This is a genomic window from Streptomyces sp. NBC_00016 (assembly GCF_045040885.1).
Lineage (GTDB): Bacteria > Actinomycetota > Actinomycetes > Streptomycetales > Streptomycetaceae > Streptomyces > Streptomyces coriariae.
This window is the reverse complement of the sequence record NZ_CP108304.1, coordinates 130,325-156,091: the sequence shown is the minus strand read 5'-3', so window position 1 is coordinate 156,091 and position 25,767 is coordinate 130,325. Positions and strand designations below refer to the sequence as shown.

General features: G+C 70.9%; 20 protein-coding genes. 9 read left to right on the top strand and 11 right to left on the bottom strand.

Annotation, left to right across the window (positions count from 1 at the left end):
• Positions 1–101 precede the first annotated feature (101 nt).
• Positions 102–1,613 (top strand): MFS transporter, encoded by a 1,512-nt coding sequence (locus OG933_RS00730; RefSeq protein WP_079073834.1) that lies wholly within the window; start codon positions 102–104, stop codon positions 1,611–1,613.
• An 88-nt stretch (positions 1,614–1,701) separates the two neighbouring features.
• Here OG933_RS00730 and OG933_RS00725 read toward each other — a convergent pair whose 3' ends face one another.
• A complete protein-coding gene (locus tag OG933_RS00725) occupies positions 1,702–3,180 on the bottom strand; it encodes a multicopper oxidase family protein (protein WP_405624797.1) in 1,479 nt (492 codons plus the stop codon).
• Positions 3,181–3,574: 394 nt separating this feature from the next.
• The gene (locus OG933_RS00720) at positions 3,575–4,774 is read right to left on the bottom strand and encodes a ScyD/ScyE family protein (protein WP_362535129.1); all 1,200 of its coding nucleotides are present in this window, start codon (positions 4,772–4,774) and stop codon (positions 3,575–3,577) included.
• Between the two features lie 569 nt (positions 4,775–5,343).
• On the opposite strand from OG933_RS00720, the gene OG933_RS00715 reads away from it, so the two are divergent.
• Positions 5,344–5,979 (top strand): hemerythrin domain-containing protein, encoded by a 636-nt coding sequence (locus tag OG933_RS00715; protein WP_405624796.1) that lies wholly within the window; start codon positions 5,344–5,346, stop codon positions 5,977–5,979.
• Between the two features lie 242 nt (positions 5,980–6,221).
• Here OG933_RS00715 and OG933_RS00710 read toward each other — a convergent pair whose 3' ends face one another.
• Positions 6,222–6,818 (bottom strand): NADPH-dependent F420 reductase, encoded by a 597-nt coding sequence (locus OG933_RS00710; protein ID WP_362535135.1) that lies wholly within the window; start codon positions 6,816–6,818, stop codon positions 6,222–6,224.
• A gap of 43 nt (positions 6,819–6,861) precedes the next feature.
• Complete coding sequence (locus OG933_RS00705) at positions 6,862–7,680, bottom strand: 3'(2'),5'-bisphosphate nucleotidase CysQ (protein WP_362535139.1); 819 nt, start codon at positions 7,678–7,680, stop codon at positions 6,862–6,864.
• A gap of 139 nt (positions 7,681–7,819) precedes the next feature.
• Here OG933_RS00705 and OG933_RS00700 point away from each other — a divergent pair, with 139 nt between their 5' ends.
• Positions 7,820–8,713, top strand: a complete 894-nt coding sequence (locus OG933_RS00700) for a LysR family transcriptional regulator (RefSeq protein WP_362535142.1) — start codon at positions 7,820–7,822, stop codon at positions 8,711–8,713.
• Positions 8,714–9,040: 327 nt separating this feature from the next.
• On the opposite strand, the gene cydC is transcribed toward OG933_RS00700, so the two are convergent.
• The 4 genes from cydC to OG933_RS00680 all read right to left on the bottom strand — a co-directional run bounded on the left by cydC (position 9,041) and on the right by OG933_RS00680 (position 15,006).
• The gene (gene cydC, locus OG933_RS00695) at positions 9,041–10,723 is read right to left on the bottom strand and encodes a thiol reductant ABC exporter subunit CydC (protein ID WP_405624794.1); all 1,683 of its coding nucleotides are present in this window, start codon (positions 10,721–10,723) and stop codon (positions 9,041–9,043) included.
• Positions 10,724–10,821: 98 nt separating this feature from the next.
• On the bottom strand, positions 10,822–12,612 hold the full coding sequence (gene cydD / locus OG933_RS00690; protein ID WP_405624793.1) for a thiol reductant ABC exporter subunit CydD: 1,791 nt from the start codon (positions 12,610–12,612) through the stop codon (positions 10,822–10,824).
• Between the two features lie 45 nt (positions 12,613–12,657).
• A complete protein-coding gene (cydB, locus tag OG933_RS00685; protein WP_405624792.1) occupies positions 12,658–13,689 on the bottom strand; it encodes a cytochrome d ubiquinol oxidase subunit II in 1,032 nt (343 codons plus the stop codon).
• A gap of 15 nt (positions 13,690–13,704) precedes the next feature.
• Positions 13,705–15,006 carry a cytochrome ubiquinol oxidase subunit I gene (locus OG933_RS00680; RefSeq protein WP_362535153.1) on the bottom strand — a complete coding sequence of 434 codons (1,302 nt, stop codon included), beginning with the start codon at positions 15,004–15,006 and terminating at the stop codon, positions 13,705–13,707.
• Between the two features lie 195 nt (positions 15,007–15,201).
• Here OG933_RS00680 and OG933_RS00675 point away from each other — a divergent pair, with 195 nt between their 5' ends.
• The 3 genes from OG933_RS00675 (at position 15,202) to OG933_RS00665 (ending at position 17,746) form a co-directional block, all read left to right on the top strand.
• A complete protein-coding gene (locus OG933_RS00675; RefSeq protein ID WP_362535156.1) occupies positions 15,202–16,119 on the top strand; it encodes a LysR family transcriptional regulator in 918 nt (305 codons plus the stop codon).
• Positions 16,120–16,355: 236 nt separating this feature from the next.
• The gene (locus OG933_RS00670) at positions 16,356–16,679 is read left to right on the top strand and encodes a 2Fe-2S iron-sulfur cluster-binding protein (RefSeq protein ID WP_405624791.1); all 324 of its coding nucleotides are present in this window, start codon (positions 16,356–16,358) and stop codon (positions 16,677–16,679) included.
• Between the two features lie 194 nt (positions 16,680–16,873).
• The gene (locus OG933_RS00665; RefSeq protein ID WP_405624790.1) at positions 16,874–17,746 is read left to right on the top strand and encodes an aromatic prenyltransferase; all 873 of its coding nucleotides are present in this window, start codon (positions 16,874–16,876) and stop codon (positions 17,744–17,746) included.
• Positions 17,747–18,556: 810 nt separating this feature from the next.
• On the opposite strand, the gene OG933_RS00660 is transcribed toward OG933_RS00665, so the two are convergent.
• The gene (locus tag OG933_RS00660; protein WP_405624789.1) at positions 18,557–20,686 is read right to left on the bottom strand and encodes a helix-turn-helix domain-containing protein; all 2,130 of its coding nucleotides are present in this window, start codon (positions 20,684–20,686) and stop codon (positions 18,557–18,559) included.
• Positions 20,687–21,771: 1,085 nt separating this feature from the next.
• Here OG933_RS00660 and OG933_RS00655 point away from each other — a divergent pair.
• On the top strand, positions 21,772–22,590 hold the full coding sequence (locus OG933_RS00655) for an SGNH/GDSL hydrolase family protein (protein ID WP_405624788.1): 819 nt from the start codon (positions 21,772–21,774) through the stop codon (positions 22,588–22,590).
• 71 nt (positions 22,591–22,661) lie between these two features.
• On the opposite strand, the gene OG933_RS00650 is transcribed toward OG933_RS00655, so the two are convergent.
• Together OG933_RS00650 and OG933_RS00645 are read right to left on the bottom strand one after the other, a co-directional pair.
• Entirely contained in the window at positions 22,662–23,204 is a 543-nt protein-coding gene (locus OG933_RS00650; protein ID WP_405624787.1) for a DUF1707 domain-containing protein, read from the bottom strand.
• A 129-nt stretch (positions 23,205–23,333) separates the two neighbouring features.
• Positions 23,334–24,242, bottom strand: coding sequence for an NADP-dependent oxidoreductase (locus OG933_RS00645; RefSeq protein ID WP_405624786.1), 909 nt, complete (start codon positions 24,240–24,242; stop codon positions 23,334–23,336).
• A gap of 460 nt (positions 24,243–24,702) precedes the next feature.
• Between OG933_RS00645 and OG933_RS00640 the strand changes: the two genes are divergently transcribed.
• Together OG933_RS00640 and OG933_RS00635 are read left to right on the top strand one after the other, a co-directional pair.
• Positions 24,703–25,059: a MerR family transcriptional regulator gene (locus OG933_RS00640; protein ID WP_362276691.1), complete on the top strand. Its 357-nt coding sequence runs from the start codon at positions 24,703–24,705 to the stop codon at positions 25,057–25,059.
• Between the two features lie 60 nt (positions 25,060–25,119).
• The gene (locus OG933_RS00635) at positions 25,120–25,629 is read left to right on the top strand and encodes a GNAT family N-acetyltransferase (RefSeq protein ID WP_405624785.1); all 510 of its coding nucleotides are present in this window, start codon (positions 25,120–25,122) and stop codon (positions 25,627–25,629) included.
• Positions 25,630–25,767 lie beyond the last annotated feature (138 nt).

Genomic DNA, 25,767 nt, shown 5'->3' with positions numbered 1-25,767 from the left:
CCGGGAAATCGGTGACGGCAGCCCGTCACATTCCTCCGCCGGGACCTGTCAAAGGGACGAGGCCTTGAGTCCGACCCAAAAAACAACGAGGAGAACAGACTATGTCCACAACCAGTGCCGTGCCTGCGGCAAGGGACTCACGGCGGTGGATGGTTCTCGCCGTCATCTGTGTCGCCTACCTCATGCTCACCCTCGACATGACGGTGATGAACCTGGCTCTGCCGTCGGCGCAGGAGGCCCTCGACTTCTCGGACGCGGACAAGCAGTGGATCGTCACGTCGTACGCCCTGTGCTACGGCACGCTGCTGCTGATCGGCGGAAAGCTCTCTGACCTCATCGGCCGCAGGGAGACCTTCCTCGTCGGCCTGGTCGGGTTCGCCGCGGCCTCCGCGGTCGGCGGCGCGGCCACCAGCTTCGGGATGCTGGTGACCGCCCGCGCGGCCCAGGGTGTCTTCGCCGCACTGCTCGCGCCCACCACGCTGTCGATGCTGGCCACCACGTTCACCGACCCCAAGGAGCGCGGCAAGGCCTTCGGCGCCTTCAGCGCGGTCGCGGCCAGCGGCGGCGGTCTCGGTCTGCTGATCGGCGGCGCGCTCACCTCCGGCCTGAACTGGCGCTGGTGCATGTACGTCAACCTGGTGTTCGCCGCGTTCTGCCTGATCGTCGGCGGCCGCCTGGTCCCGCGCCAGCCCCGCGCCAAGGCCAGCCTGGACATCCCCGGCGTCATCCTGGTCTCCGCCGGCCTCTTCGGCCTGGTGTACGGCTTCTCCAACGCGGCCACGCACTCCTGGGACACCCCCTCGACCTGGGGCTTCCTCGCCGCCGGTGCCGTGCTGCTGATCGTGTTCGCCGCCTGGCAGACCCGCGCCCAGCAGCCGCTGCTGCCCCCGCGCGTCGTCACCGACCGCAACCGCGGTGGTGCCTACCTGACCTCGCTCCTCGTCGGGATCGGCATGTTCGGTGTGCTGCTCTTCCTGATCTACTACCTGCAGACCGAGCTCGGCTACTCCGCGATCAAGTCCGGTCTCGCCCTGCTCCCGATGATGATCGTCACCGGTGTGGCCAGCAACGTCGGCAACATCAAGGTGATGCCGAAGTCCGGCCCGCGTCCGCTGATCACCATCGGCATGCTGGTCAACGCCGGCGCGATGCTCTGGCTGACGCAGATCGGCGCCGACTCCAACTACGCCACCGCGATCCTCGGCCCGCTCATGCTCATCGGCCTCGGCATGGGCATGATCTACGCCGCCGCTCTGAACACCGGCACCTCCGGTGTGGCCCCGCAGGACGCGGGCGTCGCCTCGGCGACCATCAGCGCCGGCTCCCAGCTCGGCGGCGCCATCGGCACCGCCCTGCTCAACACGATCGCCGCCAGCGCGGCCAGCGACTACGTCTCCAGCCACGCGCAGGGCAAGCCGAGCGCCGAGGTGTTCCAGCTCGCCGCGATCGAGGGCTACCAGCAGGTGTTCTGGTGGTGCGCCGCCATCTTCACCGCCGGCGCCGTCCTCGGCGGACTGATCCTGCGCAGCGGCCCGCTTCCGGCACCCGCCTGGGCCGCCAAGCCGAAGGTGGAGGAGCCGGAGGCCGGCGAGCCGGAGAAGGCACTGTCCTGACACACACCGCCTGAGCGACACGAAAGAGGGCCGGGTCACCCCGGCCCTCCTTTCGTTTCCCGGCGGCTGGTGTCAGCCGCGGCGCGCGTCAGCTACGGCGCAGCGAAGGCTTGCGCACCCGGAAGTTCGCCATCATGCCCATCGACGCGTGGTCGAACATGTGGCAGTGGTACACGTAGGTGCCCTCGTAGCCCGTGAAGGTCGCCTGAAGCTTGACCGTCTCCCCGGGCAGGAGCGGCACGGTGTCCTTCAGCCCGCTCTCCGGTCCGGAGGTGACGGGCTTGCCGTTGCGCTCCAGTACGCGGAACTGCACGAGATGGATATGGAAGTTGTGCGGGGTGTAGATGTTGGCGTTGCGCACGGTCCAGATCTCCGTGGCCCCGTACTTGATCTCGGTGTCGATCCGGTCCATGTCGTACGACTTGCCGTTGATGAACGCGTCCATGGTCGCGCCGGTCTCGTCCATGCTCAGCACGAAGTCGCGGCTGACCGTGGCGCTGCCCGCGGCGGGCAGCGTGCGCAGCGTCGAGGGCACGCTGCTGGTGTCCCGGACGGCCCCGGTGACCCGGAACTGCAGCACCCTGCCGACCTGGTCGACGGGGTCGCCGGGCAGCAGCCCGCCGGTGTTGGTGAGGATCAGCCTGGTGCCGGCGGCGTACCGGGAGAAGTCGACGACGATGTCGGCGCGCTCACCGGGGGAGAGGGACACCGACGTCACGTCGAGCGGCTTCTCCAGCAGCCCGCCGTCGGAACCGATCTGCTGGAAGGCCGAGCCGTCGGACAACTGCAGCGTGAAGAACCGCAGGTTGGCCGTGTTGAACAGCCGGAAGCGGTACTTGCGGGCGGCGACCTCGAAGTACGGCCAGGCCTTGCCGTTGGCCAGCAGCACCTGGCGCTTCATGAAGTCACCCATGGTGTACACGAGTTGACCGCTGTCGTCGAAGCGCGCGTCCCGCAGCGCGATCGGCACGTCGTACGCCCCGGAGGGAAGGTTCAGGTTCCGCTCCACGTCGTCGGTGAGCAGATAGAGGCCGGTCAGCCCGCGGTAGACGGTCTCCGACTCCTGGTGGTGGGTGTGGTCGTGGAACCACAGGTTCGCGTGCGGCTGGCTGTTGGGGTACGTGTAGATCTTCGACCCGCCGCCCGGCGTGATGATGTCCATGGGGGAGCCGTCACTGCTCTGGGGCACGTGGCCGCCGTGCAGATGGATCGAGGTGGGCACGCTCAGCCGGTTGGTCTGCCTGACCACGACGCGTCGCCCGGAGACCGCCTTGATGACGGGACCGGGGAAGCTTCCGTCGAACGTACGGACCCGGGTCAGCCGCCCCGGCAGGATCTCCGCGTCCGCCTCCTGCAGGGTCATGTCGTAGTAGCTGGTCAGGCCCAGGTCGCACACCGGCTGCACGACCCCGGGCACCGGCATCGCCTGCTGGAACTGCGGAACGGTGCTCGGGTCCAGGTCGGTGGCCTGTGCGGGACCGGCCACGGCGGGCACCAGCAGGCCCGCACCGCCGAGGGCGCCGGTCAGTGCTGCCCCCGCCTTCAGGACGGTTCTGCGCTGGATCATGTCCCCTCCCCGTGGGGTGTTGCGTGTGATGGAAGAGCAAAGACCTGGCAGAGGATGCATCGCTGCACTGTGGGGACTCTGGAGCCCTGCTGGAGCAGCGGAGACGGCAGATGCGCGACCGGCGTGCCGTGCGGCCGCGGGGGCCGCGGGCCGCATCGGGCACCGGCGCGTGCGGCGAGGCCAGGTGTGCCGCGCCGCGAGGCCTGCCGCCGTCGGCAGCTCGTCCTCCCGCGCGGGCACGGCCCCTTGCCGCCCGTAACCGTCATCGTCGCTTCTGCCGCCGGGCAGTTGCCGCCCGGCCGTGAACGGACCGCGAGGTTGCCCTCGCGAACACGCGTCGCGGGCCGGGCCGGAAGTGGCCGGCCCGGCCCGCGAACGAGATGACTGGACAGGCTCAGCCGATCTTGACGATCTGTCCGTCGCCGGTGGCTCCGATGTCCGTGGAGGTGGTGCAGGCCGGCGCGTCCGTGCAGGCCGGCCACATCATGGTCTTGTTCGCCACGTAGATGGAGCCGTCGGGGCCCGCCGCGAAGCCCGTCGGCGCGAACAGCTTTCCGTCCGCCAGGACGGTACGGGAGTTGTTGCGGTGGTTGATCTGGATGACGTTGCCGATGGGGTCGCCGGTCGGCAGGAACCCGGTGGTGTCGAACTGGGTCACGTAGAAGTCACCGTTGGCACCGAAGCCGCAGCCGCTGATGGCGCTGAAGCCGCTCTGCCAGACCTTCAGCTTGCCGGTCTTGGGCGAGTACCGGTACACGTTGGCCGCGGTGGCCGAGTTGCCGTGCCCGGTGATCTCGCCGATGTACACCCCGCCGTCGGGGCCCACGTCGACGCAGGTCGGCACGGCGTCCGAGCCGGCCGGCGTCTTGGGGACGAAGGCGAGCACCTTGACGCGGCCGTGACGGTCGACCGAACTCAGCGTGTTCGCCCCGGCGTCCACCAGGTAGAACCCGCCACCCGGCTTCGTCGTCAGCGCGTAGGGGTTGGAGGCGGGATAGGTGTTGGACAGGTCCGGGTGGGCCGCGGTCCACTGCCAGTTGACCGTGCCGGGGTTCGCGATCACCTTGCGGCGGCCGCCGGTGATGTCCATCACCGACCCGTACTGCTTGCTCAGCACCGCGGACAGGTCCGCGGGCAGACTGGACGGGACCTGCTCCGGCGACCCGGCCTGAAGCGTGTACACGTGGCCGTTGGGCCCGACGGCCAGGCCGTTGGGGCCGATCGTCTCTTCCTGGTTGAACGCCGTCGGCAGTCCTTCGGCGATCCGCACCGGCGCGCCGGAAGAGACGTCCGCGACCGACCCGGTGAGGCCGTAGCACCTGGTGGCGAAGCCGGTGCCGCGGCACTCCGTGGGGGTGGCCCCCATTTCGGCGACCAGGAGGTGACCGTCAGATCCCCAGGTCAGGCTCCGCGGTGAGTTCAGCCCGCTGGCCACCACGGTGACCGGTGCGTCGCTGGTGAGATGGCTGGTCGGACGGGGCGATTGCGTGACGGCCTCGGCCGCCTGTCCCGATGGTCCGGCTCCCACGCCGACGAGCGCTGCCGCTGCCGCCACACCGGCGGCCAGTGTCCTGCTCGTTTTGAGACGCCACATCTTGGCCTCATTCCCTCCGGTTCGAGTGAATCCACGACTTGATGACTGGTATTCACACAGGACGCACCGGGACCGACTCGCACTGCTGCGGTATGACCGCCCCCCTGCATCTTGTTCTGGCGCCTCAGCATCGATCACATGACTTGTTTGTGACTGTCGACCGGGTTGGCGCCGACTTGGCGGCGCGTGCCGGCGGCGAACCGGACGGCAGGCCGGGCGGCAGGCCGGGCGCTGGAAGAGCCGGTAGGAGGGCCGACGTCCAACTGCCCACGGCCCACGCACGGTTCCCCGCCCCGGAAGCCGTCCCGCCCCTGAGGGCGCCCGTATCGGTGCGATGTGGCCGGATCTGTTCCGCGGCTCGGCTTCGGCTAGTGACGGCGTCCAGCCGGCGAGGCGCAGACGGACTTTCTGGGTACGGTCGGCGGCGGTCACATTTGTGCGCCACGGCCTGTCATGAGGGTGAGGCTGCGGATCGGCGCGACCGGCGCGGCACAGAACCGACAGACACCGCGGACGAGGCCGGATGCGAGAACTCCGGTCCGCCGACACGGGACAGATCAGGAGAGACCATGGGCGACAGGCTCGACATGTCGTTGATGTACGCGATGCACAACGCGCTGCGGCGCGAGCTGGACATCATGGCCGCGATCACGGCGCGCGTCGACGACGACCCGCGGCGGGTCCTCACCGGCGCCGCCGGCTGGGACATATTCAAGAAGGCCCTGCACATCCACCACACCGCCGAGGACGAAGCGCTGTGGCCGGTGCTGCGCCAGGCGGCGGCCGGCCGCCCCGACGACCTGGCCCTGCTGGACGCGATGGACGCCGAACACGCCGCCATCGACCCGCTCGTCGAGACCATCGACGCCGCGCTGGCCGACCCGGAGGGCGGGCCTGAACGCCTCGCGACCGCCGTTGACAGCCTGGCCGTCAACCTGACCGGACACCTCAAGCACGAGGAGGACCAGGCACTGCCGCTGATCGAGGACCTCCTGACGCTGGAGCAGTGGCAGCACTACGGCCGCATCCACGGCGCCAAGACCGGGCCGGACGGACCCCTTCTGACCCCCTGGGTCCTCGACGGCGCCGACGAGGACACCGTCAACACCATGCTCGCCGTACTGCCCGAACCCGTACGCGCCGCCTACCGCAACGAATGGCAGCCCGCCTACGCCGCGCTCGACAGGTGGAACAGCAAGGGCTGATCGATCTTGTCCTTCGGCCCCGGCCGGCGAGCCTGCGAAGCCGGTGCCGGGGCGGTTGCCGGGTCCGATCCCGAGGAACACCCGCGGCAGGACGATGGCGGTGTGCGCGTATTCGGCCGTTGCCCGAAGCGCGCGCGCCGCCCGTCGCCGTCCCCGGCGGGCCGGAGTCCACACCGATGCCGATGCGGCGGGCCGGGCTTGGCACGACGCCGGCGAAGAGGACGTCGCCGGGTTCGAGTTTGTCAGCGGGCGATGGAGATCGCGAAGGGTGTGAATCCGGTGGAACGGATGACGTGAGGTACGAACAGGATCGCGGCCTCTGTGGCGCGGGCGGTCTGGATCCCGCCGAGGTCGGTGATCCATTCCTTTTGCCAGCCGAGGTCGGTGAGCAGTTCGCGGACGCTCTGCTTGGCCTGCGCGTCCTCGCCGGAGAGGAACGCGGTCGGTGTCTGGGCGAGCGTGTCCGGCGAGGTCATCACCGGGAAGAGCATGGTGTTGAGTGTCTTGACGACGCGCGTTTCGGGGAGCGCCTTCTGGAGCTGTTCGGCCAGGCTCGAGCCGGGGTAGATCAGATCGGCGGGCAGTCCGTCCGGTCCGTCGGTGGTGGCGTTGGAGACGTCGACGAGGATCTTGTCCCGGAGTTCTTCGCGCAGAGCGGCGAGCCGGTCCAGCGAGCCGGCGCCCGGGGTGGCGTTGATGACGATCCGGGCAGTCCGGGCGGCGTCGGCGGCGGCGCCCGGCGTGCGGTCCGCCACTGTCACTTCGTGTCCTGCCCGGGCGAGGGCTGCGGCCAGGTTGCCGCCGACGCGGCCGTTTCCGAGAACTGCGATCTTGGTCATGATGATCTGGTCCTTCCGTGGGCGTGCGGGTTGTAGTGCGCGGTCAGCGTGAGAGCGTGGACACGGCCTCGGCGTGGACGCCCGGCGCGGCGGCCACAAAGCTCTGGCTCTGGGGGGTCCAGGGGCGGCCCTCGGCGTCGGAGATCCGTCCGCCGGCCTCGGTGACGAGCAGCGCGCCGGGAAGCAGGTCCGCGCGGGCGCCGGCGAACTGCCAGAAGGCGTCGATCCGGCCGGCGGCTACGTTCAGCAGGTGCAGGGTCGCCGGCACGGCGACGCGGACGACGAGCGCGTCGAAGAGCATCGCGGTGATCGAGGAGCCGACCCGCTGCACGACCTTTTCGTCCTCGTCCGGCCGGGCCTGGCTGGTGGCCACGATGCTCAGGCCGAGGCCGGCGGTCCGGGAGACGTGCAGCGGCCGGCCGTCGAGGTGGGCGCCCGCGCCGGTGAGCGCGGTGTAGGTCTCGCCGGTCAACGGCAGGTGCACTGCGGTGAGCACCGGCTGGTTCTCCCGCACGAGGGTGGCGGTCACCGCCCACTCCGGCAGGGCGTGCAGGTGGTTGACGTTGCCCTCGGCCGGATCCACGACCCACCACTCGCCGGCCGGCAGCGCCCCGCCGTCCAGTTCGTCCTCCACCCAGCCGGCCTGCGGGCGCAGGCTCGTGAGACGGGGACGCAGGATGTCGAGCGCCGCGTCGTCGTTGACGGCCAGCGCGCGCATCAGCTCTTCGCGGCTCTGGTAGCGGACCACCTCGCCGAAGCGCTCGCGCAGCGCCGAGCCCGCCTCACGCACGGCGATCGCGGTCTGGGCGAGCAGGTCGGCGTCGGAGGCGGCGACGTCGGTGGTCCGGAGCGTTTCGGACATGGCGGTATTCCCGTCTGTGGAGGGGTGCTGAGGCCGGTCGAGGGCCGAACTGCGCGTTACTCCCTGCGCTTTCGCCTCAACGGTAGGCAGACCGGCGATTAACTTCAAATGCATGTCAGGCACGGCTAGGATTACTCACATGCAATTGGATTTGAACCTGCTCGCCGCGCTCGACGCGCTGCTGGAGGAGGGCAGTGTGGCCGGGGCGGCGGCGCGCCTGCACGTCACCGCCCCCGCGATGAGCCGGAGTCTGGGCCGGATCCGGCGCACGACCGGGGATCAGATCCTCGTGCGCACCGGCCGCACGATGACCCCGACGCCGTATGCGATCGCCGTCCGGGAACAGGTGCACGAGCTGCTGCACCAGGTCCAGGGGGTGCTGGCACCGAGCCGTGAACTCGATCTGGCAATGCTCGAGCGCACGTTCACACTCCGCTGGCACGATTCCCTCGTCGCCCTGAGCGGCCCCGCACTGCTCGCGGCCGTGCGCGGACAGGCGCCGGGCGTGCGACTGCGCTTCGTCGCGGAATCGAGCATCGACACCCCCGAGTTGCGGCGCGGCGAGGTCGACCTGGAGGCGAACTCCAACCGCCCGAGCGCACCGGACATCCGTGCCGAGAACGTAGGCGGGACCCGCCTCGTCGTCGTCGCGAGGCAGGGGCACCCCCTCACCCGCGTCAGGACCCTCACCGCACAGCAGTACGCCGACGCTGAACACGTCACCGTCTCGCGACGCGGAAACCTCACCAACGCCATTGACGACGCCCTCGCCCGGCTCGGCCTCACCCGCCGTGTGGTGGCGACCGCGCCCACGGAAGGGGCCGCTCTGGAGTTCGCGCGCGGCTCCGACATCCTGATCAGCGTCCCCGAAGCCACCACGCGGTCAGCGGTCGCCGACTTCGGCCTGGTCGTGCTCCCCCTCCCGCTCGAACTGCCGTCGGCACCGGTATACCTGTCATGGCATCAGCGCTACGACACCGATCACGCCCACGCCTGGCTGCGCGGACTGGCGCGAACCGCGCTGGCCCTGTGAGGAGCGTCGTAGTGGGCGCCGTGGCCGCGTCACCCATACGTCCGCGGTCCATGCGACCACCACGGCGATCTGATTGAACGTCGGCAGCGGCTTGTCCGTGCGGGTGCCGGCCGTGGAGGCGGCCGTGGAGGCGGCCAGACCGACGCCTGCGGCTCACCCCCTCGCGGACCGCCGGTGTGCAGATCAATCTCACCGGGATTTCCTGTACCTCAGCTGCTCAAGGGCGAGTTCGGTACCGCCGGGCTACGCGGGGACGGCCGCTGAACCGTGATCGATCAACGCCGGAAGCAGCAACTCGGGACAGGCGACAAGTGGAGGACGTTTCCGTCAGCGGGCCACGGGAGTCCCCGCGGCCAGGCCCTCACCGGCCGCACCGGCGCGCACCCGTCCGCGGTCGATCGTCACGACCTGGTCGGCGCCGGTGAGGCCCTCCCGTTCATGCGTGACCAGAAGGGTCGTACGGTTGCGGGTGGCGTCGAGGATGTCGGCGAGCACGCCGGCCGCGGCATCCGGGTCGAGTCCCTCGGTCGGTTCGTCCAGGACGAGGACGGGCGGATCGGCGAGCAGCGCGCGGGCCAGCAGCAGCCGGGTCCGCTGGCCGCCGGAGGGCTCCGTGCCGTCGGGCCCCAGGCAGGTGTCGAATCCGTCGGGCAGCGACTCGATCCAGTCCAGGATCCGCGCCCGGCGCGCCGCGTCGCGCAGCTCGGTGTCGCCGGCGTCCGGCCGGGCGAGCAGCAGGTTGGCGCGGATGGTGGCGTGGAAGACGTGGGCGTCCTGGGTCATCCCGGTGATCACCCGCCGCACCTCATGGCCGGCGCAGTCACGCAGCTCGCGGCCGGCGACCTCGATGCTGCCGCCCTCGTAGTCCACGAACCGCATGAGCGCCGAGATCAGCGTCGACTTCCCCGAGCCGCTCGCGCCGAGCAGCACGGTGCGCTGTCCGGCCGGCAGGTGCAGACTCAGACCGTCCAACGCCGGTGCGTCACACCCCTGGTGGCGCACCGTCAGATCGCGGATGCGCACACCGACCGGACCGTCCACGACGAGCGCCGGCGCGGCGGCCGGCTCGACGACCGGCGCCGACGTGTCGAAGAGGTCGGCCAGCCGCCCTGCCCGGGCCCGCACGTCGGCGAGCCGGAACGCGGCCGCCGGCAGCGGAGTGAGCGCCTCGAAGGCCACCAGGGAGAGCACCGCGAGCACCGTCAGATGGACGGCGGGCAGTTCTCCGTCGGCATGGGAGCCCAGCGCACTCCACACCACGGCCACCAGAGCCGCCCCCTGGAACAGCATCAGCACGGCGGACGCCAGCGACGTGGTCAGCGCACGCCGCCGCTCCAGCCGGGCGATCCGCGCGGCGGCCAGCCGGGCCCGCGCGGCGGCCCGCCCCTGGGCGCCGTAGGCGGCGAGGTCCGCCGCCCCCTCGCTCAAGTCCACGACGTGCGCGGCGAGTTCGGCCCGCAGTGCCGCCTGCGCCCGCCCCGTGCGCCGGGCCACGGCGAGCACCGTCGTCGGCACGAGCAGGACGGCCACGAACAAAAGCAGCCCGAGCACAAGACCCGCCTCGGGCAGCAGCATCGACGCCGTCGCGGTCGCGGCGACACACACCGCGGCGGCGGCCGCGGCCGGCAGCAGGATCCGCAGCAGCAGATCCTGCGCGGCATCCACGTCGTCGACGAGCCGGGTCAGCAGATCACCGCTGCGGAAAGCGGGCGTCCCCGCAGGGGCGAGCGGCACCAGCGCCTCGTACACCTTGGTGCGGAACCCCGCGACGGCCCGCAGCACACCGTCGTGCCCGAGCAGCCGGTCACCGTAACGCAGGGCCCCGCGCCCCAGTGCCAGGGCGCGCACGGCCACGATCGCAAGGCTCACCGAGGCGAGCGGCGGCTGCTGCGCGGCCCGTGTGATCAGCCAGGACGCGGTCGCCATGAGGGCGGCCGCCGCCAGTTCACTGCCGGCCGCGGCGAGCCCCGCCGTCAGCAGCCTGCGCCAGTACGGCAGAAGGTGACGCACCAGGCGCACCGTCGGCCAGGACCCGCCCGACGGCCGGACGGGGGGTACGACCGCCGGACGGGAGTCTGTGCGGCGCGCGGCCGCCGTGTACAAGGAAGTCATGAGGTCAAAGCCCCTTCTGGGGGAAGGAGTCGCGGTGCACGGAGGGAAGAGTTCGCCATCGCCTGCGGACGTCCGTCCGCCGCCTGCGTGCGCTCGTACCCCACCGTTGCCGGGCGCGGGTCCGCCACCGTTTCCAGCCGCCCGCCCCGCACCGTGACGACACGGTCGGCGTACGGGAGCAGGCTCGTGCGATGCGCCACCACGATCGCGGTACGTCCGCGCATCAGCCGCACCGTGGCACGGGTGACGGCGGCCTCGCTGTCCGGGTCGAGATGCGCGGTCGGCTCGTCCAGCAGCAGCACGGGCGCGTCCTTGAGGAAGGCCCGGGCGAGGGCGAGGCGCTGCCGCTGCCCCGCGGACAGCCCCGCACCGTGTTCGCCGAGCAAGGTGTCGTAGCCCTGGGGAAGGGCCTCGACGAAGTGGTCGGCGTCGGCGTCGCGGGCCGCCTGGCGCACCTCGGCATCGCTCGCGTCGGGCCGCCCGAGGCGGATGTTGTCCGCCACGGAAGCGGCGAACAGGTGCGGGCGCTGCGGCACCCACGCCAGCCGCGTCCGCCAGTCGTCGGCGTCGAGGTCCGCCAGGTCGGTGCCCCCGACCGTGATCCGGCCGGCCGAGGGCTCGACGAACCCCAGCAGCAGCGCCAGCAGCGTGGACTTGCCCGCCCCGCTGGGTCCGACCAGGGCGACGTGCTCACCGGGCTGGACCTGCAACGACACACCGTCCAGGGCGGGCACGGCCCGGCCCGGGTAGGTGACGCACACACCGTGCAGCGACACCGGCACGGTACGGACATCGGGCGACGCGGGCCGCTCACCGGCGTCCCCGGCCCCGCCCTCGCCCTTGCCCTCGTCGAGGATCGTGAAGACCTGCTCCGCCACCGTGACGCCCTCCGAACTCTCGTGGAAGGCGGCCCCCATCGCCCGCAGCGGCAGATACGCCTCCGGCGTCAGGAACAGCACGACCAGGGCCGTACGCAGATCCAGCGCACCCCCCAGCAGCCGCAGCCCGACGGGTACGGCGACCAGCGCCACCGACAGCGTCGCGACCGTCTCCAGCACGAACGACGACAGGAACGCCACCCGCAGGGTCCGCATCGTGGCCCGGCGATGGGCATCGGCCATCTCCCCGACCCGCCGCGCCTGGTAGTCCTCGCGGCCGAACGCCCGCAGCGTCGGCAGCCCGGCCACCACATCCAGGAAGTGCCCGCCGAGCCGCGCCAGCAGCCGCCACTGCCGGGCGGTGCGCCGCGCGGTGTGCATACCGACCAGCGCCCCGAACACCGGGATCAGCGGCAGCGTCACGACGACGATCAGCGCCGACGACCAGTCGGTCACGAACAGCCAGACCACCACCGTGAGGGGGACGACGCCGGCGGCCGCCATGGTGGGCAGCGCCCCGGTGACATACGGATCCAGGGCGTCCAGCCCACGCGTGAGCAAGGTGGCCGTCTCGCCGTGCCGGCGCGCCGCCGGCGCGGACGGCGCGGCGTGGCCGAGCCGGTCCGTGAGCCGGCCGCGCAGCGCGTGCTTGGCGTCGGCCGCGGCCCGCTGCGCGAGGACGTCCCGCGCCCAGCCGAGCAGCGCCCGCAGCGCCACCACGCCGCCCAGCGCGGCCGGCGCCGCGAACGCGACCCCGTGCCCGGCGAAGGCATCCGCGAGGACCCCGGCCAGCAGCGTCACCTGGACGACGACGAGGACCGCGGCGAGGAACGCCAGGCACGCCGAACGCCCCACATGGCGTCGCAGCACCGGCAGTTCCCGCATCAGACGGCGTTCGACCGGTTTCATGTGCGATCCCTCCCCCTACTACGGTGGCGGCTGACGGGCGGTTGCTCAGAAGTAGCTGAGATGACGGCGTCCCGTACGTCCCCTGAAGGCCCACCAGCTCCACGCCTGGTACGCCAGGATCGTCGGGACCACCAGCACCCCGAACCCGCTGAGGATCTTCAAGGTGGCGTCGTCGGTGACGGCGTGCCCGATGTCGAGCCCGTGGCCGGCCGAGCTGATCAGCAGGTACGGGTAGTGCCCCGCCCCGATCAGCAGCACCGGCAGCGCGGTCGCGCAGCAGGTGGCCACGAACGCCCGCACCTGGTGCCCGCCGGCGAAGGACCACCGGGCGACACCGATCGCCGCCACGATCGCGGCGGCGATCGCGGCCGCCGCTGCCCGGTTGGTCATCGAGGCACCCTCGCCGAACACCGTCAGCAGCAGTGCGAGCAGCGCCGCCGCACCGGTCGCGGTCAGCAGCCGCGCCCCCAGCCGCCGTGCCCGGCCGGCCACTTCGGGTTCCGAGCGCAGGGCGACGAAGCCCGCACCGTGCGCCGCGAACAGCAGGATCGTGGTGACACCGCACACCAGCACGAACGGCGTGAACACCTCACCGAACCCGACCCGGAAGCTGCCGTCGGCCCGCCGCGGCACACCGTGCAGCAGCAGGCCCACGACCAGCCCCCAGCACAGGGCCGGCAGCGCGCCACCGAACACGATCAGCGCGTCCCAGACCCGGCGGCCGGACGCCCCCCGGGCCCGGCGGCGCAGCTGCACGGCCGCGTTGCCGAGGACCAGACCGACCAGGATCGCCACGATCAGCGGATACATGGCGGGCAGCAGGGTGCCCTCCAGATGCGGGAACGCACCGAACATCACTCCCGCGAAGGCGACCAGCCACACCTCGTTGCCGAGGAAGAACGGAGCGATGGCATCGAGCGCGGCGTTGCGGTCCGGGGCCCTGCCGCGCTCCCGCTCCTCGCGGGACCTGCCGAGGAAGGGGTGCAGCATCTGTGCACCGTAGTCATATCCGCCGAGCACGAAGTACCCGGCGAGCAGCAGGCCCAGCAGGGCCAGCCAGGCGGTCTGCAAAGTCATCTCGTCAACTTCCCCTCAGAAAGCCGGGACCGGCTGCTTGTCACCGGCACCGTCCGTGGGACCCTCGAGCCGGTCCTCGGCGAGCGGCTCGGTGGCACCGAGCTGGGTGGCCTCGGGGCCGCGGACGGCGAAGCGGGTGATCAGGGTCCAGTTCGTCACCGCCAGCGCCAGGAAGACGGCGATGAACAGCGTGCAGGACGCGATCAACGAGGCCCTGCTGACGTGGGACAGCGCGTCCTCCACCGTCAGATGGCCGTAGACGAGCCAGGGTTGGCGTCCCACCTCACGCACCACCCAGCCGGCCACCGAGGCGAGAAACGCGAACGGGATCATCGCGGTCATCAGATAGGCCATCGGACGCCACCGCACCAGCCGGTCCTTCCACAGCAGGAACACCGCGATGAAGGTGATGGTGGAGATGGTGTTGCCGATGAGCGTCATCGCGTTCATCGACAGATGGATCCAGCCCTCCGGCGGCACATAGTCACCGGGCCCGAACTGCTCCACGAGCCGGCGCTGCACCTCGGCGACACCGGAGCCGTCCAGCACGGCGGCCTTCATGGGCTGCGTCCGCTCGATCACCGGACGCTGCAGCTCACCCACGACGACGACGAAGAAGGAAGCGAGCATGGCCACCCACGTCCCCAGACGCAGGGAGGAGCGGAACAGGTCGGTCTCCTTGGTGCCCCGGGCGAAGTGCCAGGCACTGACCCCGGCGACGAAGATGCCGCCCGTCATCAGCGCGGCGAGCGTGATGTGGCCGAGGGCGACCAGCGCCATGTCGTTGGTGAGCAGCGCCCCGAAGTCGGTCAGGTAGGCGACACCGCCCCGGACCTCGTAGCCGACGGGATGCTGCATGAAACCGTTGGCGATCAGGATCCAGAACGCGGAAGCGTACGCGGTGAGGGCCACCAGCCAGATGAGAGCGACATGCACGCCCCGGCGCAGCCGCCCCCAGCCGAAGATCCACATCCCGAGGAACGTGGACTCGGCGAAGAACGCGATCAGCGTCTCGAGCGCCAGCGGCGCCCCGAAGACGTTGCCCGCGAACTTGCTCAGTCCGCTCCAGCTCAACCCGAACTGGAACTCCATGACCAGGCCGGTGACGATACCGACCGCGTAGTTGATGACGTAGAGCTGTCCCCAGAAGCGCGTCATGCGCTCCCGGACAGCCTTCTTGGCGGGATCACGGGTGTACGCGGCCCGGGTGTGCATGAATGCCACGAGGGGGACGAGCCCCATCGTGAGGATCACGAACAGCCAGTGGATGCCGGTGGTGGCCGCGAACTGGAGTCGGGCCAGCTCCGCAGCGCTCATGGATGCGACCTTCCTGGTAGGGCGGCGGGAGAAGGACAGAAGTAGGGGCCCTCGCATCGCGTGTACAGGCACCGGGCGTCACCGCCCGTCACCTGTGCGGTGACCTCGATCAGACCGTAGAGAGAAATGCTCATGCTTTCCAAGACCGGTTTTGCCATGTGACGATGCCTCAAAAGACATAAGTGAAGGTGGCTCGTGGATCTGCTGCAGTTGCGCTACTTCCAGACCGTCGCCCGCTACGAGCACATCAGCCGCGCCGCGGAGGAACTGAGCGTCGCCCAGCCCTCCCTCAGCCGCACCATCGCGCGCCTGGAGGCCGAGCTCGGCTCCACGCTGTTCGAACGCCAGGGCCGCGGCATCAAGCTCAACGCGTACGGATCGATGTTCCTGCGCCACGTCGACCGCGCCCTCAGCGAACTCGACGACGGCATCCGGGCCGTTCGCGAGGCCGGCGAACTCGGCCTCGGCCGGGTCAGCATCGCCTGCGAGACGCTCTTGACCATCACCACGGTCCTCGGCAGCTTCCGCGCCACCCAGCCCTACGCCGACGTGCGGCTCTTCCAGTCGAACGCGGAGGAGATGGAACGCCAACTGCGCGTCGGCGAGGTCGACTTCTGCGTCGCCTCCCAGCAACTGAACGGCACCCACCTGGAGTCGCTCGAGCTCACCCGCGAAGAGGTGCTGCTCGCCGTCCCGCGCGGCCACTGGCTGGACGGACGGGAGTCCGTGACGATCCGCGAGATCGCCGACGAGCCCTTCGTCACCACCCGCAAAGGTCACTGGCAACGCACCCTCCTGGAGACGCTGTTCGCGTCCGAGGGCCTCACGCCCCTGCTGTCCTGCGAGGGCGACGAGCCGGGCGCGAGCCAGGTCCTGATCAGCGCCGGTCTCGGCATCGGCCTCATCCCCGCGATGTCCCGCCAGGCCGGCACCGAGACCCGCGTCCCGGTGGCCTGGGTGCACCTGGACGCCCCCGCCTGCCACCGCGTGCTCACCCTCGTCTGGCGCCGCGACGCCTACCTGTCCGAAGCGGCCCTGAGATTACGGGAGTTCATCACCTCGCGGCCCTTCATGACCCACCGCCTGCCGGACCCGAACCGTTCCCGCTCCTAGCCGTCCTCGAGCAGAGCTGGACCTGGCGAGCGGGAAAATCCTCTGCTACGGTCCGTTTTCGCTCACTTTCCACGGCTCGGGCATCGCGTGTCCCGACGGCCGCCGCGCGGAGCCGAGTGGACGAGGTGTCGCGTCCCCGCCCCGTCTCCAGCGGTACTCCACCCTTTTTCATCGGCCGCTTGACCGACCTTTGAGCACACGCCCACGCATGGTCAAGCGCTCCCCGAGGAGTCCCCATGCCCAAGATCACGTACATCTCCGCCGGCGGCACCGAGCGGACCGTCGACGTCCCCGTCGGCACCAGCGTCATGCGCGGCGCCGTCTTCAACGACATCGAAGGGATCGTCGCCCAGTGCGGCGGCAACGCCCAGTGCGCGACCTGCCACGTCTACGTCGACGACACCGCCGTCGGCACACTGGACCCCCGGCAGCCCGACGAGGACCGGTTGCTCGACTACACCGTCTGCCCCCGCCGCCCCACCAGCCGCCTCAGCTGCCGGCTGAAGGTGACCGAAGCGATGGACGGCCTGATCGTCCACACCCCCGAACGGCAGGACTGACGCCCGGTCCCGCACCGCCCACGGCCGCCCCTGACCACCTGGCAGGACACCGGCTCCGGGCCGCCAAGCCGGCGCCAACTCACCCTCCAGTCCTGGCCAAGACAGACGACCCATGCTGTGCGCCACGAGCAATAAGCAAAGGTTTCATGTCGACATCTGGGGGATTGATGTCTGGAAAAGCCAACATCCAACGTGTGTACTCAGCCGTGGAAGAAGCGGCCGACCTGTTGGACATAGCCTGCTCCCGTGAGCAGATGTGGCCCACCCTGACCGCATTCGAGGATGTCCTCACCGACGGCGCCATCGTCTTCAACATGGTGACCAGCGGCGGCCGCATAGGAGACCTCTCCTTCGACTTCACGCTGCCCCCCAGCGCCGGCGACCCCTACCAGCTCGCCCTCTCACACGGCCTGGTCGACGAAACCGACCACCCCATCCGCGCCCTCTTCTCGGACATCCAGGCGCGATTCCCCCTCCAGGCGTACGGCGTCGACCACGGAATCACCAGCGGCTTCCACAAGACCTACGCCTTCTTCCCGCTCGGCGACCTGCAGAGCGTGGCGGAGCTCGCCGACATCCCCTCCATGCCCAGCGGCCTGTCCGAGCACGTGACCTCGTTCGCCGCCTACGGCCTGGACGACAAGATCTCGGCCATCGCGATCGACTACGCGCGCCGCACATGGAACGTGTACTTCAACGGCCTCTCCGCCGAACACGTACAGCGCACAGCGGTCCTCTCCATGCTCAGCGAATTCGGCCTCCCCGAGCCGAGCGCGCAACTGCTGGAATTCATCGAGACCTCATCGGCCCTGTACCCCACCTTCGGCTGGGACTCCTCGAAGATCGAGCGGATCAGCTTCTCCACGAGGACCACGGACCCGGTGGCACTGCCCGCCCGGATCGAGCCGAAGCTGGAGAAATTCGCGCGGAGCGCCCCGCACGCGTACGAGGGCGAGCGGGTACTCGTCTACGCGGGCGCGCTGTCGCCCAGCGAGGAGTACTACAAACTCGCGACCTACTACCAGATGACCGCCGCGGCACACGACCGCGTCCGCTCCGCGAACTGACACCCCGCCGGCCTCCTGCGGCGGGGGCCCGGCCGCCAGGCCCCGCCCCCGGCCCCCGCCCAGGCGACCCTGCAGGCCCTCCGACACCGCGGCCGCATCCCGGGCCGGGCCCCGGACACGGCCCGCCGAGCGCCCTCCCGCCGGACACGAACCGCAGCAGGAACGGCACCGACCCGGCGGCGCGGGTGACAAGGCGACAGACGAACGCCCGCACCCGTCCGAAGAAGGCCCGGTCCAGCGCGGCGCGACCGGCATCGGTGAAGACGTCCGGTTCCCACCGGGCCGCGGCCGAGGCGACGCGCACCGCGCTCACCCCCGCCCGCACGAGACCCTCGCCGCGCACGGTGCGGAAACCGCGGCCGCGGCGCACCTGCCGGGACCCGCGCCGAGGCATGAGGAACCGGAGGGCACCTGCCGGGAGAGCGGCCGCCCGGCCCGGCACCGCACCCCGGTTCTCCGGGCGGCCCCCGCGGTGCCGGCGGCGCGAGGACGGGGCCAGGACGCGGCCGGGCGTGGACCGGGCCCTCGCGCACCGCCGTGCACGAGGGCCCGGGAGCCCACCGCCGGTACCCGTATCCCTCGTTCCCGGCGGGTGCTCACGCGCGGCTCATGACGAACCCGCGCCCTGGGTAATCCGCAGCGGACGGCGAGACGGATTGCCCCTGTCTCCGGGTTCTTCCGGACAGCGCGTCCCACACCGGGCGCAGCGGCCCGGCTGTCATGGACGAGGCCGGGATACCCGTACGACGGCGGGCACCCCCCCGGCGACACGGCCGGGATGCCCGGGGCCGGGCTCAGGACGTCAGGGGTTCAGACGGTGGCGCCGAGCCGGTGGATGGTGATGGGGACCTTGGTGCGGTTCCCGGTGGGGTCGATGCCGAAGCGCCCGGTGGCGGCGGGGACGGCGCCGTCGGTGAGGGCGTAGAGGTGGTTGAGGACGGCGTACCGGTTGGGGCGGGCGGTGGTGGGGGTGGTGGCGTTGCGGATGGCGGTGACGGCGGTGAGGACGGCGTCGTGGGCCAGGACGGGCCAGTAGCCGCGGGTGGCGTGGGCGGCGGGGAACTTCTGCCCGTGGTGGTCGCCGCCGAACGCGTCGAGGAACTGCTCGTACAGGTTGTGGTCGCTGTTGCCGGGGCCGCGCAGCTGCGCGGCGGTGGGCAGGGAGGCGTACAGCACGGCGATGGGGGCCTCGCCGTCCTGGTTCAGGGCGGCGAGGGTCTTGGGGTCCAGGGCCGCGGTGTCGGATCCGGAGACGACGGTGATGGGCCGGCGGTGGCAGCTGCGCCGGCTGAGCGCCTGGAGGAAGTCGGGCAGGTACTTCTCCCGGGCCGCGAAGTACACGGTGTCGACGGGACGCCCGGTGCCGCACAGGTTCTGGCCGATGGCGCCCAGGATCGACGCCACTCCGCCGCGGGGGTCGAAGATGAAGTCGTCCGCCGCGGGGTCGAGGTGCTTCTTCAGCCCGTCGACGGTGCGGAAGTCCTCGTAGAGGGAGTCGGTGTAGAAGTCGTCGGTGCCGTTGGGGGTCTTGGCGGTGCGCACCAGCGCGGCGGTGCGCGTGTCGCCGTCCAGTTCTTTGCCGAGCGCCCCCAGCTGGGCCGCGTTGGTCAGGGTGACGCGGACCAGCCCGTTGATGCGTCTCGGTGCGTTCTTCGCACTGTCGATGATGCCGGTGGTGTCGAAGCCGTCGGCGGTGATGAGGTCGGCGACCATGGGGATGTCCTTGGCGCCGAGCGTGCGGGCGGCGTCGACGGACTCCTGCTGGCTCAGCCCCATCCCGGTGACCGCGACCAGGTTGTCGGCCTCGGCCAGCCCGGTCAGCGTGTCGACGGCCCTTTTCCAGTGCAGTTCGCCGCTGCCCATGTTGGCCAGCACCAGACGGATCTTCAGCGGGCCGTCGTCGGCGTTGGCCCGTTCGACGGCCGTGTAGGCGCCCTCGACCTCCCCGACGAACTGGTCGAGCGTCAGATCCTTGGCCTTGCCCGCGCTGCCCACCGAGGTCAGCGGCGCCAGGAACGCGATGGTGACGTAGTGGCCGTCGCGGGTCGCCCGGTGGTTCTCCGCGCCGATGGCCGTCAGCACGGGCTCCAGGGCGGAACCGAACACATCGGAGCGGTCGAGGCCGTCGGTCACTCCCGTGCACTCCCCGCCGGCCCGGGTCACCAGCGCCGGGTTCATGGTCCCGCAGTGCTCCTTGCGGTACGTGTCCTGCCGCTGCTGCTCCTGTCTGCGCTGCTGCTCCTGCCGTTCGCTCTTGTGGTGCTCGTCGACGGCGTACACGCCGGCGGCCGCCGCGAGCGCGAGGGCGGCGCAGACCGCCACGGCGGCGCGGTGCCCCGCCAGGCGGGCCCGCCACGCCTTCCACCGGCGGCCGCCGGCGGGCGGGATGTCGTCCGGGGACTTGTCCGGCTGCTTGCCGGGGGGCGCTGTCGGAGGCGGCGAAGACACCGGGGGAGGGTCCGGGGGAGAGGACCCGGCCGGGGGAGGAGAAGCGGCTGCGGCTTCCGAACCACCGGGGGCCCCAGCCCCAGCCCCAGCCCCAACAGCCCCAACCGGAGCCCCAGCCGGAGCCGGAACAGGGGCAGGGGCCGGTGCCGGTGCCGGTGCCGGGACGGAAACCTGGGTCGCGGACACCGCGGCCAGCTCCCGCCAGGCCTGCTGCCAGGGCCCGCGCCGCGCCTCGTCCAGACCGCACGCGGCCAGGAAATCGGCGACGAACTCCCACTCCGGCAGCCGGTCCCGCGACAGCACATTGGAGACGGTGGCCGGCGGCAGCCGCTTGCCCTGCCGCTGGCTGGCCTGCTCGAGCTGGGCGAGCGACACCCCGAGCCCGGTGCGCAGTCGCGTCAGTTCCTCACGGAACTGCTGCTGGCCGCCGATCCGCGGCGGAACGGTCTCGTGCTCCGCCTGCCGCCTGCCGGGCACCTGGTCCCACGTCATCACACACCTCCCGCGGCGACCGCGCCGACGGCCGTGACGATGCCGGGCGCGCCGGCCGGGGACCGGCGGCGGGGGCTGTACCGATGCAGCATGAACGAATTCCTGTCTTCCTGGGCGCGGCGTCACGGACGCCGCACGGAGCACCCCGTGTCCGGTTACCGGCCGGGCCACGAGACGTTCTGGATTCCCCGGTCCTGAAAATGCGAGGATGTTCCGCGGCAGGGCTGTTGCGCGAGCGGAACTCAAGAGGCCGAGGAGGCTCCTGCCGCATCAGGATTCCGCTTTTCCGTTACCGGCTGACGGGTATTCCGATCTATTTCTGAATTCTTCGGTCCGTGCCGCATGCTGACCGGCTTCTTGCCGCCGCCACCGCCGCCACTGGCGCGCCCGGCCGCGGCGCAATCCCCTCCGCCTCGACCCGCACCGCTGTGACCTGCGTGTACGGCGTTCCGAAACCCCGGCGCCCCTTCCGAAGGCTCCCGAAGACGCGAACGATCGTGCGGCGGAGGCGGTTCGGTGATGAGCTGGATGACAGCGGCCCGGCCGCACCCCCGTAGGAACTGTCCTGTCTTCCTGGGCTCGGCAGCACGACCCACCGGGGAAACGCAGGGGGTTCCTGTTACCGGCAGGAACCCCCTGGCACGTTCTCGCGGCCCGGCAGAACGGGACCTCGCCCCACGCAAATCCGGGACCTGCCCGGAAAGTCCGGCAGCCTGTGCGCTGCACGGAAACAGAATTCCGCACGCCCCGGAAACCGCTCCGGAACCCACCACGACACCTGCGGTGACGGGCTTGTCCCCGAAGGGCGCCCGGACTTCACCGGGGCTGTACAGGCGCGGGCCCGCGGGGAACGGGCGGTCCCGTGCGGCGAGCCGGCCCTTCTCCCCGGCGGCGCGCAAGCGCTCAGCGGTCTCCTGACCTCTCCCGACACCCAAGGATATGACTAGTCATTTTATTGAGTATGCTGAGCGGCGGACGAGGCAAGGAGCCGCGTCAACTGCGCGGCCATGCGGACGAAGAGGGCCACCGGGACCGGGACCGGTGCCTGCGGATCGCAGCCGTCCTGCGCGAAAGGCGGACGACTCATGCCGAGCGGTGCATACCTGCGCTACGTCGCCCTGGGCGACAGCCAGACCGAAGGACTGGGCGACGGCGACGACACCGTCGGCCTGCGCGGCTTCGCCGACCGGTTCGCCGAGCACCTCGCAGCCCTCGACCCCGGCCTCCAATACGCCAATCTGGCCGTACGCGGACGTACCGCCGGCCAGGTCCGCACGGAACAGCTGGGACCTGCCCTGGCCCTGCGCCCCGACCTGGCCACCGTCGTCGCCGGGGTCAACGACCTGCTCCGGCCGCGGTACGACGCCGCGGAGACGGCCGGGCACCTGGAAGAGATGTTCGCCGCGCTCACCGATGCCGGGACCCATGTGGTGACACTGACCTTCCCCGACCTCGCGAAGATCGCGCCCCTCGCCCGGCCCCTCAGGTCCCGCGTGGCCGACCTCAATACCCGCATCCGCGCCGCGGCCGCCCGTCACGGCGTCGCGGTCGCCGAAACCGGCCGGCAGGCCGCCACCACCGACCCACGGATGTGGACCGCGGACCGGCTGCACGCAAGCGCCCTCGGCCACGAACGGATCGCCGCGGCCCTCGCCCAGGCCGTCCACCTGCCCGGAAGCGACGACGCCTGGACGCTCCCCCTCCCGCCACGGACGGTCCCCTCGCGCCGGCAGGCCGCAGGAGCCGAACTGCGCTGGGCGGCCGCACACCTCGGCCCCTGGCTCGGACGCCGTCTGCGCGGCCGGTCCTCCGGCGACGCCCGCACCGCGAAACGCCCCCGGCTCCTGCCCGTGCACGCCACGCCCGACTCCGCGACGGACACCGGCCGACGCCCGTCCCCGTAAGGGCGGCACGGGCGTCGCGCCGGCACAGACCTGACGCCCGACGGAACCTCAACGCCGTGCGTGACGGAACCTCAACGCCGTGCGTGACGGATCTTCAGCCGTCCGAACCCCATGGCCCCGGAGATCCGGATCCTCGGCCCGCCGCCGCGGGAACTGCGCGGGGCCCGGTACCGCGTGTCCTTCCACCCGGTGTGCAGATCCTCGTACTCGACGATCGCGTCGCGCGGCACCGTGATCTTCGCCCGGCCGGTGCCGAGCTGCAGCTCGATGTCGACCACCGGATGCTCGAAGACCGCCCGGGACAGGTCCAGACGTACGCTTCCGAAAGCGGACTCGACCTTGAGGAACCGCGGTACCCGCCATGCCCCGCTGCGCCTGATCCGCCCGCCGGCCGCGGCGATCGTGGACGTGGTGCCCGCGTTCTCCTCCGGCAGCGAGGCCAGCGCCGACACGAGCTCGCCGTGCGTGGTGACGGTCAGCACCCGGTGCAGGCGTTCGTCCAGATCCTCGTGCGAGAGGTGGCCTTCGGCGTACGCCTCCCGCAGGCGCCGCACGGCCGTGTCACGGTCCTCTTCGCCGATCAGCGGCGGCCGGTCGTCCGGCAGAGCGGTCACCCTCTCACCCTACTGCCGGGCCCGCGACCCGCACCCGATCCGGTACCGATCGAGGGCACGCTCTCCACGCAGGCCCGCACGTCGCGAGTTCCCTGCCCCGTGGGCCTGTTCAGACGCAGATCGGCCTGTTCAGATACAGATCACGATCTTTCCGCGGGTGCGTCCGCGCTCGGCGTGCGCGTGGGCGTCGGCGATCCGTTCCAGGGGGTAGGTCTGTTCGATGCGGGGTGTGTAGCGGCCTTGCCCGCCCAGTTCCGCCGCCGCAGACAGCAGGGCGGAGTCGTTCACCGCGTTGACCACATGCGTGCCCAGGCGCTGCCCGCCCGCGTGGTCGGCGACCGTCGCGACGCACTTCGGGTCGCCCGCGATCGCGACGAGGTCGTCCAGGGAGCCGGAGGCCGCGGTGTCGAGCACCATGTCGACGCCGTGCGGAGCGAGGGCGGTGAGGCGCTGTGCGAGGCCAGGGCCGTAGGTGGTGGGAACGGCGCCGAGAGAGGTGAGGAACTCGTGGTTGCGTTCGCTGGCCGTCCCGATCACGGTGGCAGCACCTTGTGCCACGGCGATCTCGACCGCCGCGCTGCCCACGCCTCCGGCAGCACCCTCGACGAGGAGGGTGCGCCCCGCGAGGGGGCCGAGCGCGTTCAGTCCACCTATCGCGGTCACTGACGCAAGACCGGCACCAGCGGCCTGCTCGTCGTTCCATGTGGCGGGGGTGTGCGCCCAGGCGGAGAGGATGAGCAGCTCTGCGGTCGCCCCGGTGACACCGCCCAGTCCGAAGACCCGGTCGCCGATGCTCACCCCCTGCACCCCGTCGCCGATCTCGTCGACCACACCGGCGCCGTCGCGCCCGGGAATGTCGGGCAGATCCAGGGGGAGGATCTGGTGCAGGGCGCCGGAGCGCAGCTTCCAGTCGATGGGATTGACGCTGGCCGCCGCGACGCGGACACGAATCTCACCGGGTCCGGGGTGGGGGTCGGGGGCCTGCTCGATCACCAGGCTCTCCGCTCCGCCGTATTCGTGGAACCGGGCTGCGCGCATAATGGTCTGCCTTACTTTGACGGGCCGGAATGACGTGTTCATCCGACGTCCGTCACGCTACGACCTGACGTTGACGTGAGGTGCAAGTCGGCAAGCGCAACTGCGCCCGGCCACGAGGAGGGCAGACGCGGATCGGTGAGGTTGCCGAGCGGGCGGGGTGAGCGTGAGGGATCTGCGCTGCTACGGAGAACAGCAAGCGTCACTGGCAACACCTGGCGCACGGTCAGAGGGCACGCCGCCCGCCAAGATCTACACTCATGTGACCTCTGGCGAGCTCGGCGATCACGGCACGACGCGAGGCCTGCCGTGCACACTTGAACCGCGTGAACGCCCTCAGGTCCGCCGCCGGGGCATGATCAATCTCAGCACCGGCAATGGTTCGATCGACCCCGGAGCCGGTATTGCTAGCTTAAATCTGACGTCAACACGAGGTACGAGCGGGAAGAGAGTGACCTGCGTCATGCGCATCGGACAGCTCGCCAGGCGGTCAGGGGTCAGCGTGCGAGCCCTGCGCTACTACGAGGAACAGCGCCTCCTGGAATCGGCCCGGACGCCCGGTGGGCAGCGTGACTATCCCGACGAAGCCCTGGAGCGGGTCCAGCTCATCCAGGACCTCTTCGCGGCCGGCCTCTCCAGCCGTACCGTCGTCGAACTCCTGCCGTGCGTGAGCACCGGCGTCGCGACCCCCGCCATGCTCGACCAGCTCATCACCGAACGCGACCGCATCGCCGCACGTATCCGGGACCTGACCCGGGCCAAGACCAAACTCGGCCGCGTGATCGAGAATGTGACCGCGGCGAGCGTGGTGCAGGACTGATCAGGAGCGGGCGCGGAATCGGATGGACACGGCTCGGTACGGTGGCCGATGATCTCCGGCATGATCCGGGCCGCCACTGTGGACGACATCGCGGAGATCCGCGCGATGATCCGTGAACTCGCTGAGTACGAACGGGCCGCTGAGCAGGCCCGAACGACCGAGGAACAGCTCCGCGACGCGCTGTTCGGAGAACATCCCGCTGCATTCGCACTGATCGCCGAGGACGACGAGACGGGGCAGACCGTGGGCTATGCCCTGTGGTTCCCCCGCTTCTCGACCTGGACCGGCACGCGCGGCATGCACCTGGAGGACCTCTACGTGCGGTCGCACGCCCGAGGCGGAGGACACGGCAAGGCTCTGCTCGCCTCCCTGGCCGCGGTCTGTCAAAAGAACGGCTACGAGCGCTTCGAGTGGTGGGTCCTGGCCTGGAACGAACCGACGATCGACTTCTACACGTCACTCGGCGTGGAGCTGCTGAACGAGTGGACGGTATGCCGGCTGAGCGATGAACCACTCAGGGCACTCGCTGCCCAGGCCCCGGCAGTCCACAACCAGATCCCGGCCCTGTAGGACGCAGGCTCATGCAACCTCCCGTCGCAGCTGTGTTCGCAGCGCATCGGACACTGGAAGCCTCGTGGCCGGACTGAGCGACCAGCAGGTCGCCGAGGCGTCCGGCCTTCCGGGTTGGTCACGCGGCCACGTCCTCAC

Bases quoted from the DNA above. Each gene is read 5' to 3' on its own strand.
- OG933_RS00660 (WP_405624789.1), bottom strand. From the start codon at position 20,686: ATGACGTGGGACCAGGTGCCCGGCAGGCGGCAGGCGGAGCACGAGACC.
- OG933_RS00715 (WP_405624796.1), top strand. From the start codon at position 5,344: ATGGGCGACAGGCTCGACATGTCGTTGATGTACGCGATGCACAACGCG.
- OG933_RS00680 (WP_362535153.1), bottom strand. From the start codon at position 15,006: ATGAGCGCTGCGGAGCTGGCCCGACTCCAGTTCGCGGCCACCACCGGC.
- OG933_RS00730 (WP_079073834.1), top strand. From the start codon at position 102: ATGTCCACAACCAGTGCCGTGCCTGCGGCAAGGGACTCACGGCGGTGG.
- OG933_RS00640 (WP_362276691.1), top strand. From the start codon at position 24,703: ATGCGCATCGGACAGCTCGCCAGGCGGTCAGGGGTCAGCGTGCGAGCC.
- OG933_RS00670 (WP_405624791.1), top strand. From the start codon at position 16,356: ATGCCCAAGATCACGTACATCTCCGCCGGCGGCACCGAGCGGACCGTC.
- OG933_RS00720 (WP_362535129.1), bottom strand. From the start codon at position 4,774: ATGTGGCGTCTCAAAACGAGCAGGACACTGGCCGCCGGTGTGGCGGCA.
- OG933_RS00635 (WP_405624785.1), top strand. From the start codon at position 25,120: ATGATCCGGGCCGCCACTGTGGACGACATCGCGGAGATCCGCGCGATG.
- OG933_RS00725 (WP_405624797.1), bottom strand. From the start codon at position 3,180: ATGATCCAGCGCAGAACCGTCCTGAAGGCGGGGGCAGCACTGACCGGC.
- OG933_RS00655 (WP_405624788.1), top strand. From the start codon at position 21,772: ATGCCGAGCGGTGCATACCTGCGCTACGTCGCCCTGGGCGACAGCCAG.
- OG933_RS00700 (WP_362535142.1), top strand. From the start codon at position 7,820: ATGCAATTGGATTTGAACCTGCTCGCCGCGCTCGACGCGCTGCTGGAG.
- cydD (WP_405624793.1), bottom strand. From the start codon at position 12,612: ATGAAACCGGTCGAACGCCGTCTGATGCGGGAACTGCCGGTGCTGCGA.
- OG933_RS00710 (WP_362535135.1), bottom strand. From the start codon at position 6,818: ATGACCAAGATCGCAGTTCTCGGAAACGGCCGCGTCGGCGGCAACCTG.
- cydB (WP_405624792.1), bottom strand. From the start codon at position 13,689: ATGACTTTGCAGACCGCCTGGCTGGCCCTGCTGGGCCTGCTGCTCGCC.
- OG933_RS00705 (WP_362535139.1), bottom strand. From the start codon at position 7,680: ATGTCCGAAACGCTCCGGACCACCGACGTCGCCGCCTCCGACGCCGAC.
- OG933_RS00645 (WP_405624786.1), bottom strand. From the start codon at position 24,242: ATGCGCGCAGCCCGGTTCCACGAATACGGCGGAGCGGAGAGCCTGGTG.